Origin of the sequence: Hymenobacter sp., from assembly GCF_031398885.1 — a bacterium.
In the GTDB taxonomy this organism is placed as follows: Bacteria; Bacteroidota; Bacteroidia; order Cytophagales; family Hymenobacteraceae; genus Hymenobacter.
Map to the genome: position 1 here is coordinate 1 of NZ_JANNOD010000072.1, position 8591 is coordinate 8591.

At 62.4% G+C, this 8591-nt stretch carries 8 protein-coding genes; 6 read left to right on the top strand and 2 right to left on the bottom strand.

Going from position 1 to position 8591, the window contains the following annotated elements; genetic code table 11:
• Nucleotides 1-808 (bottom strand): DEAD/DEAH box helicase (locus RMO51_RS14770; protein WP_310395851.1); only part of this gene is annotated, 808 nt, incomplete at its 3' end.
• A 298-nt stretch (nt 809-1106) separates the two neighbouring features.
• Between RMO51_RS14770 and RMO51_RS14775 the strand changes: the two genes are divergently transcribed.
• Nucleotides 1107-1619: an NUDIX hydrolase gene (locus tag RMO51_RS14775; protein ID WP_310395852.1), complete on the top strand. Its 513-nt coding sequence runs from the start codon at nt 1107-1109 to the stop codon at nt 1617-1619.
• Nucleotides 1620-2436: 817 nt separating this feature from the next.
• Here the strand turns inward: RMO51_RS14775 and RMO51_RS14780 are convergent.
• Nucleotides 2437-3030 (bottom strand): hypothetical protein, encoded by a 594-nt coding sequence (locus RMO51_RS14780; RefSeq protein ID WP_310395853.1) that lies wholly within the window; start codon nt 3028-3030, stop codon nt 2437-2439.
• A gap of 231 nt (nt 3031-3261) precedes the next feature.
• Here RMO51_RS14780 and RMO51_RS14785 point away from each other — a divergent pair, with 231 nt between their 5' ends.
• From RMO51_RS14785 to RMO51_RS14805, 5 genes are all read left to right on the top strand, one after another.
• Nucleotides 3262-3498 (top strand): hypothetical protein, encoded by a 237-nt coding sequence (locus RMO51_RS14785; protein ID WP_310395855.1) that lies wholly within the window; start codon nt 3262-3264, stop codon nt 3496-3498.
• Nucleotides 3495-4424 (top strand): UDP-2,3-diacylglucosamine diphosphatase, encoded by a 930-nt coding sequence (locus RMO51_RS14790; RefSeq protein WP_310395857.1) that lies wholly within the window; start codon nt 3495-3497, stop codon nt 4422-4424. Before RMO51_RS14785 ends, RMO51_RS14790 begins: the two co-directional genes overlap by 4 nt.
• A 133-nt stretch (nt 4425-4557) precedes the next feature.
• The gene (locus tag RMO51_RS14795) at nt 4558-5586 is read left to right on the top strand and encodes a glycosyltransferase family protein (protein ID WP_310395858.1); all 1029 of its coding nucleotides are present in this window, start codon (nt 4558-4560) and stop codon (nt 5584-5586) included.
• Between the two features lie 195 nt (nt 5587-5781).
• Nucleotides 5782-7239 (top strand): GH1 family beta-glucosidase, encoded by a 1458-nt coding sequence (locus RMO51_RS14800; protein ID WP_310395860.1) that lies wholly within the window; start codon nt 5782-5784, stop codon nt 7237-7239.
• Nucleotides 7240-7720: 481 nt separating this feature from the next.
• Entirely contained in the window at nt 7721-8542 is an 822-nt protein-coding gene (locus tag RMO51_RS14805) for a 3' terminal RNA ribose 2'-O-methyltransferase Hen1 (RefSeq protein WP_310395862.1), read from the top strand.
• Nucleotides 8543-8591: the final 49 nt, after the last annotated feature.

Consider the following 8591-nt stretch of genomic DNA (forward strand, 5'->3'; position numbering starts at 1 on the left):
CCGCCAGGGCTTTTACTACTTTGTCGGCTCCGTGCTTGGTGCGGGTAAAAACGAGTACGCGCTTGATGTTTTTGTCCTCCAAAATGTGGCGGAGCAAGGCGGGCTTGTCATTGTTTTCAACGAGGAACACCGATTGCGTTACCGTATCGGCGGTGCTGCTGACGGGCGTAACGGCCACGCGCACCGGGTTGGGGCGCAGGATGGTACCGGCCAACTCCTGAATCTGTCCGGGCATGGTGGCCGAGAAAAACAGGGTCTGGCGCTTGGTGGGCAGCTTGGGCAGGATGCGCTTGATGTCGTTGATGAAGCCCATGTCGAGCATGCGGTCGGCTTCGTCGAGCACGAATACTTCGACCTGGCGCAGGTCCACGAAGCCCTGGTTCATGAGGTCGAGCAGGCGGCCGGGGGTGGCAATGAGCACCTCCACGCCGCGCTTGAGCTGCGCAACCTGCGAGCCCTGGCTCACGCCGCCGAAAATAACGGTGTGGCGAATCTGGCTCAGGTGGCGGCCGTAGGCACCGAAGCTTTCATTGATTTGGATGGCCAGCTCGCGGGTGGGCGTGAGCACGAGGCAGCGAATGGCGCGCGGGGCGTGGTTCGACACCTGGGCCGTGCGATGCAGCACCTGCAGGATGGGCACCGTGAAGGCGGCCGTTTTGCCGGTGCCGGTCTGGGCCACGCCGAGGAGGTCTTTGCCTTCGAGCACGTGCGGGATGGCTTGCTCCTGGATGGGGGTGGGGGTGGTGTAGCCTTCCTCTTTGAGGGCTTTGAGGATGGGGTCAATCAGGTTTAAATCGTCAAATATCATGTGTGGTTTTGGTACTGATTATGTAGGTAGGATGCTGACGAACAAAGGTTCGCGCAAGAATGGGTCGGGCCCAATGCATTCGCACAGGCCGGCATGGCCACACTGGCTTGTGCCAAGCATGGGCGGGGCTAACGGCTCGTCGGAGGCCGTTGTGTTCCCTGAATGAAGAGAAGTTGGGGTGAGGTGCGCTTACTTGCGGAGGCAGCCGAGGCGCGGGGCTTTGCCCGGCACAAGCCGGGCGGCGGGCTGCTCCGACGGCGGCCCTGGTTTCACAAAGATACACCACAACCCCTCCGTTATGCAGATAGTGCAACGCCGCCGCGTGTTCGACGGCCATTATAAAGTCAACCAGCTCATCGTGCAGGACGGCGACACCCAGCTCAAGCGCGAGCAATTCGCGCCCGGCAAGGCCGTGGCCGCCCTCGTTTACGACACCGCCCGGCAGGTATATGTGCTCACCCGCCAGTTCCGCATCGGCCCGGAAGCAGAAATCCTGGAAATTGCCGCCGGCATGATAGACGGCGACGAAGCCCCCGAAACGGCCGTGCGCCGCGAGATTCACGAGGAGCTGGGCTACGAGGTGGACCGGCTAGAAGAAATCGTGCAGATGTGGCCCTCGCCGGGCACCAGCTCGGAAAGCATCACCGTGTACTACGCCGAAGTAAGCCACAAAACCGGCGCGGGCGGCGGACTGGTCGAGGAAAACGAACGCATTGAGATGGTAGAGTTGAGCTGGGACGCCCTAATAGCCGAGCCGCTCCGGGATGCGAAGACGGTGATTGCGGTACAATGGGCAAGGTTGCAGGGATAAGTCAAATTGGTTGCAAGGCAATAAAATTCACTCAACAAGTAGACGCAGATAGTCAGGGTTACTCTACAGTATAACCGTCCGCTTAGTTGTTGCCACAACAATCAAACAAGAAGTTGAAGTTGGCCGAGCATCTATTCGCCCGTGGGCGTACAATTGATGCGCTCCAGGCAGAGTGGTAGGGCGCTTTCTGGCGCAGTTCGGCCGGAGCCGGGTGGTAGGAGACCGGACGGCCGAACCCCGCAATTAGCCCCTGAGCCAACACGCTGAAAGCAAGGGCAACTTTGCGCCTTATGTTGCTTCAACCGCCAGCAATGGCGAGCAGTTGAATAAGAAGAAGTTGCACCTTGCTTTCCGCAAAGGAATTGATGGTAAAAACCATAACTTCGGCCCCGCGTTGAACTACAGAAAAGCTTGTCTACATTTGTGTAAGTACAAGTAAAGAGTGCAAAAAATAAGGGGCCGGGCGCACGGCCCAACCCCTTACCCACTACTTGAGGTAGTGCGAGAGCAGCAAAAAGATTAAGTCTTTGGCTACTCCGCTCGCAAACCCCAGCAAAATTGGTTTCCACCAGCCTTGCAGTAGTTGTTTCGCACGTTCCCGTTTCATCTTGCTAAGAAGTAAGGGTGTACGTTCCACCCACTTCTTGAAGCCTCGGTTGTTAGCGCAGCCGGGGCTTCGCCTTTTTACGGGCGACGCGTTGGCGGGAGACAACCGTGCGATATACCAAAGATAATAGCCAAAGACTTTACAAATACTAATAAAATTAGCTTATTATTCTGCATTTTTTAGTAATTGTGGCTAGTTGGGGCCAGCAACTTACTGCGCCGCCGGCAGCGTGAGGATGTAATCAAACGTCTGGTACAGCTTGGCGTCGCGGATGCTCACGTTCAGTTCCTGGGGCTCCATTTTGGGGAAGGGGATGGTGCGCTGGGCCTGGTAGAGGTCGCGGCCGAAGAAGCGGCCGTTGCCCGGGGCCAGGGTTTGGGCAAATACTTCCTTGCCGTCCGGGCCGGTGACGGTGAGGGTGAGGTTGGACAGTTCGGCGTTTTTGGGGCCCTGGCGGTGGATGGTGACCAGCAGCGCGCCGCCGGGCGGAATGGCGGCCACGCGGCGCTGGTAGGTGGTATCGGCCCAGTCGTGCAGTTTTTTCAGGGCCTCGATTTCGGTGAGCATGTCGGCGTAGGAGCGGTAGCCGAGGCGGGTGAACGAGCCGTCGACGTCCTGTTCTTCATCGGTGTTCTTGGTCACGTTCTGGACGTAGGGCGACACGCCGTCTTTTTGGGCGAAGGTGTAGCGCTTGCGGCCTTTGGCGGCCTTGCCGGTGGGTTGGGCCAGGGCGGTGCCGGCCGCGCACAGGCTTAGTAGGACAATGGAAAGAAAACGGCGCAGTGAATGAGACGAAGTGAGCATAGGAAAATGAGAAATAAATAAACCGGAATGAGTTGACGCAAGCCCACGAATAATCGGGCCAACAAAGAAACTGCGTGCGGTCCGAAACCCAATTAGACCACTGATGAAATTTGGATATTTCGCATGGCTGGCCCCAGGCTTGACCTAAGGATAACCCGTCCTTAACCAAGGCTTCACAGCTGAATCCGAACTTTGAGAGCAGGATTTTCGCATTTTATTATTCAGCCTGCCATGTATTTCCCCGCCTTGTTTTCGGGACTGCGCCGCCTGGGGCGTTGGCTCGTGTACGAATTGTTCCAACTGGCGCTGTGGGTCGCGTTCGGGCTGCACACGCTGGTCAGCCTGCGCTCGGCGTTTGGGGGCGGAGGCGAAAATGGCGCTTTGCGCCGCACCGGGCCCGCTATTCGGCCGCGCCGCTCGGCCGGACCTGCCCGCGGGGGGCGGTTTGCGCACTCCGCCGCCGCATGAACATTGTCCCTTCCGCATTGCCCGACCCACCAAAACCGAATAAACCGGCGGCCGCCAAGCCCAAGGCTCCCCGCAAACGCCGGGTGCCGGTAGTTGTCATCAGCGACGTGCATTTGGGCACCTACGGCTGTCACGCCAAGGAGCTGCTGCGCTACCTCAAGAGCATCCGCCCGCAGGTGCTGGTGCTGAACGGCGACATCGTCGACATCTGGCAGTTCAGCAAGAACTACTGGCCGCCGGCCCACATGCGGGTGGTGCGCTACCTAACGGGATTGGTCGCCAAGGGCACCAAAATCCACTACCTCACCGGCAACCACGACGAGCTGCTGCGCAAGTTCGCCGGCCTCAAGCTGGGTCAGTTTCGGCTCGACAACAAGCTCGTGCTCGACCTGCCCCACGGCCGCACTTGGCTTTTTCACGGCGACGTGTTCGACGTGACCATGCGGCACTCGCGCTGGCTGGCCAAGCTGGGCGGCCACGGCTACGATTTGCTGATTCTAATTAACCGGTTCGTGAACTACGGGCTGGAAAAGCTGGGCCGGCCGCGGGTGGCGCTGTCCAAGCTGGTGAAGGAGCGGGTGAAGACCGCCGTGGCCGCCGTGAGCAACTTCGAGGAAACGGCCGCCGCCATCGCCGCCGACGAAGGCTACCGCTACGTGGCCTGCGGGCACATTCACCAGCCCGAAATCAAAACGCTGACCACCGAAAAGGGCGACGTCATTTACCTGAACTCCGGCGACTGGGTCGAGAACCTGACGGCCCTGGAATACACCGCCGAAGCCGGCTGGCAGTTGTATTATTACAACGACGACCCGCTGATGCAGCGAACCCCCGAGGCCGAAGCCCGCGAAGCGGCGGAGGAATTGGCCGACTCAAACCCCGCCCAATTGCTGGAGGGCCTGCTGGCAGAATTTAAAATCAAATAAAATAATTGGTGGGATGGCTTGCTTGGTAGTCAAACAACCACAATTGGTGTTGGGCGGGTAACGCGCTGTTAACCCACCCCCGGCCGTTGATTAGCGGCTCCTCACCACCCTTTGCTAACTGCCGACTCCACTCATGCCCCGCATCCTCTACGCCATTCAAGGCACCGGCAACGGCCACCTTAGCCGGGCCCTCGACGTGGTCCCGCTCCTCCGGGCGCGCTGCAGCCAGCTCGACCTGCTGGTGAGCGGCCCGCCCGCCGACCTGCCGCTGCCCTTTGACGTCAAGTACCGGGCCCAGGGCATGGGGTTTCTGTTTGGTAAAAAGGGCGGCATCAACTTCGTCAAAACGTTCTGGCAGTTCAACTCGGCCAAGTTTCTGCATGAGGTGCGCCACCTGCCCGTGGAAAGCTACGACCTGGTGATTAGCGACTTCGAGCCGGTGAGCAGCTGGGCCTGCAAGCTGCGCGAAGTGCCCTGCGTGGCCCTCAGCCACCAGAGCGCGGTGCTGAACGCCGCCTCCCCGCGGCCCGCCAAGGAAGACCCGGCCGGCCGGGCCGTGCTCAAGCACTACGCACCCAGCACGGCGCAGTACGGCTTTCATTTCCAGCCGTACGCGCCCGAGATTTCCACGCCCGTCATCCGCCAGCAGGTGCGCGAGCTGAACCCTGCCAACGAGGGGCACTACACGGTGTACCTGCCGGCTTACGAGGAGGAAATACTGGTGGAGCGCCTGCAGTATCTGAGCCGCACCACGCGCTGGGAGGTGTTCAGCAAGCACAGCAGCGCGCCCGCCGAATACGGCAACGTGCGGGTGTGGCCGGTGAGCGGCGCGGCCTTTCTCGACAGCCTGGCCCGCGCGGCCGGCGTGCTGTGCGGGGCGGGCTTCGAAACCCCCGCCGAGGCGCTGTTTCTGGGCAAAAAGCTGCTGGTGATGCCCATGAAGCAGCAGTACGAGCAGCAGTGCAACGCGGCGGCTTTGGAAAAAATGGGCGTGCCCGTCATCAAAAGCTTCAAGGACAAGAACCTGGACTTGGTGGACCAGTGGCTCCAGCAGGACCACACCATTCCCGTGGACTACCCCGACCAGACGGCCGGCGTGATTGACCAGTTGCTGCGGGAGCAGTTGCAGCCGCAAAAAAAGCCCCAGGCCCTGACCTCTTAATTCACAACCCGAAGCCGGTAGTTATTGGTTATTCTCCGTCCAACAGCGGCTTGCGGGTCCGTAAGCCGCCTTATTTAGTAGTTATGCAGCGGTTTTTTGCCGCCGCACAATACCCCGGCGACAGGCTTGCTTCGCATGATTTTCCCTGCCCGCCGCCCGCTTCTCTTCATTCTTGCCCCCCCCCGCGCCCCGCGCATGATTCACCTTCCACCCCGCTACGACGAGCCCCTGCCGCCGGCCTTTTTCCCAGCCTCGGCGCCCACGCCGTTTTCCCGCGCCGACTTCGGCGCCGATTTTCACTGGGGTGCTTCGGCTGCCGCCTACCAAACCGAGGGCGCCTGGCAGCACCAGGGCAAGGGCCCGAGCATCTGGGACGATTTTACCCGCCGCAAGGGCGTGATTCGGCGCAACGAGCACGCCCGGGTGGGGGCCGATTTTTACAACCGCTACGAGGAAGACCTGGACCTGGCGCACGGCCTGGGGCTTTCCGATTTCCGCTTTTCGGCCGCCTGGCCGCGGGTGCTGCCCGAGGGCACCGGCGCCGTGAACCGCCGCGGCCTGGACTTTTACGACCGGCTGGTGGACGCCTGCCTGGAGCGCGACCTGCGCCCCTGGCTCACGCTCTACCACTGGGACCTGCCCAGCGCCCTGCAGGCCCGCGGCGGCTGGACCAACCGCAACGTCGTGAACTGGTTCGCGGAGTATGCCCAGGTGATGGCCCGCCGCCTGGGCGACCGGGTGCAGCACTGGCTGGTGCTGAACGAGCCCATGGTGTTTGTGGGCGCCGGGCACCTGCTGGGCGTGCACGCGCCCGGCCGGCGGCACCTGGGAGCTTTTCTTGCGGCGGCGCACCACGCCACGCTGGCCCAGGCCGAGGGCGGCCGGGTGCTGCGCGCGCAGTTGCCCGCCACGGCCCGCATCGGCACCACGTTTTCTTGCTCGTACCTCACCCCGCAGCGGCCCGGCAACGCTTATGACGAAGCCGCCACCCGCCGCGCCGACGCCCTGCTGAACCGCTTGTTCGTGGAGCCCGTCCTCGGGCAGGGCTACCCGGTGGCCGAGCTGCCCGCCCTGGGCTGGCTGCTGGACCGCTACCAAAAGCCCGGCGACGACCAGCGCATGGCGTTTAAGTTTGACTTCTGGGGCATTCAAAACTACACCCGCGAGGTGGTGCGCTTCTCGCCCTGGCTGCCGTTGCAGTGGGCTTCGCTGGTGCCGGCCAAGCAGCGCAGCGTGCCTTACTCCGACATGGGCTGGGAAGTGTACCCGGAGTCGTTGTACCACATGCTGAAGCAGTACGCGGCCTACCCTAACGCCCCGCAGCTCATGATTACGGAAAGCGGCTCGGCCTTCCCCGACGAGCGCCAGGGCACCCGCGTGGTCGACCCTGCCCGCCGCGCCTACCTGCAAGCGGCCGTCGGCCAGGTGCTGCGGGCCCAGCGCGAGGGCGTGGACGTGGGCGGCTACTTCGCCTGGAGCCTGACCGATAATTTCGAATGGGCCGAAGGCTACGGCCCGCGATTTGGCCTGATTCACATCGACTACAACACCCAGGAACGCACCGTGAAGGACTCGGGCCGCTGGTACCAGGAGTTTCTGGGCGGCGCGCCAATGGCCCAGGAGCACACGGCTGAGAACGTCGCGCGGCTGTAGCACACACCGTGGTTTCGGAAACGTTTGACTGCAGGGCTGGCGCGCAGCACCCCGGCACGTCCCACCGATTCGGGCAAACGTGGGAGGATGCTTCGCAGGCTCAGCAGGACAGACAAACGCCGTGGAGTCGGGAAGAAAAAAACTGCTGACTCCACAGAATTCGCGGAGTCATCACAAAAAATGAAGGCCGCCTTGGAATTTGAAGCTCACTCATGTAGTGCACAAAGGTCTTTTTTGAGTATTCAACGGGCTAATCAGGGCAGCCCGTGCGCCAACCTGAGAACCGCTGTGAGCACACCGTTGCAAGTAGGGAATCTCAGAAAAAAGCAGGTTCTCTACAGGACGGGTAGAGACGTAACATAAAAAACGTGGGAGTTCTATCAACGCTCTCTCGGCCGGCATGAACCGTTGGAGACAAACCCGGCTCCGGCCAGCGCTGCCATTGCGGCGTAGCTTTAGGTTCCTCATCTGCTCTGAATCGATGCTTCTGACCATCTCTACCACCCACCAACCCGCCACCGACCTGGGCTACCTGCTCCACAAAAACCCCGCCCGCCTCCAAAGCGTGGTGGTGGCCGGCGGCCTGGCCCACGTCTTCTACCCCGAAGCCACGGCGGAACGGTGCACGGCGGCCCTGCTGCTCGACCTCGACCCCATTGGCCCGGTGCGCGGTCGGGGCGGGGCTCCCGGCGAAGGCTTCGCCCTGGAACAATACGTGAACGACCGGCCCTACGTGGCCTCGTCCTTCCTGAGCGCGGCGCTGAGCAAAGCCTTCGGCACGGCTATGAATGGCACCTGCAAAGACCGCCCAAACCTGCCCGCCCAGGCCCTGCCGCTGGCCGTGAAAGTGGCCGTCGTCTCGGCGCCCGGCCCCGACTGGCCCCGCCGCCTCTTCGAGCCGCTGGGCTACGAGGTAAAGATTGAAACCACGCTGCTCGACCCCACCGTGCCGGAGTGGGGCGACAGCTTCTACTACACCCTGCACCTGCGCCACGCGGGCCTGCGCCTGCAAGACGTGCTCACCCACCTCTACGTCCTGCTTCCGGTGCTCGACAACGACAAGCACTACTACATCGGCGAAAACGAGGCCGAAAAGCTGCTGCACCGCGGCGCCGGCTGGCTGCCCCAGCACCCGGAGCGTGGCTTCATCACGCGGCGGTACCTGCGGTACCTGGCGGCGTATGTGAACCCGACGCTGGAACGGCTGCTGGAGGGGGAAGCCGATACCCCCGACGAAACCTCACCCCCCGGCCCCCCCGCCCCCGGCGGGGGGGCACCCGGCCAGCGCGGGGCAGAATCGTGAGGGTGCCCCACGCCCCGGGGGAGGGGGGGGGGGGGGGGGGGGGAGAGGG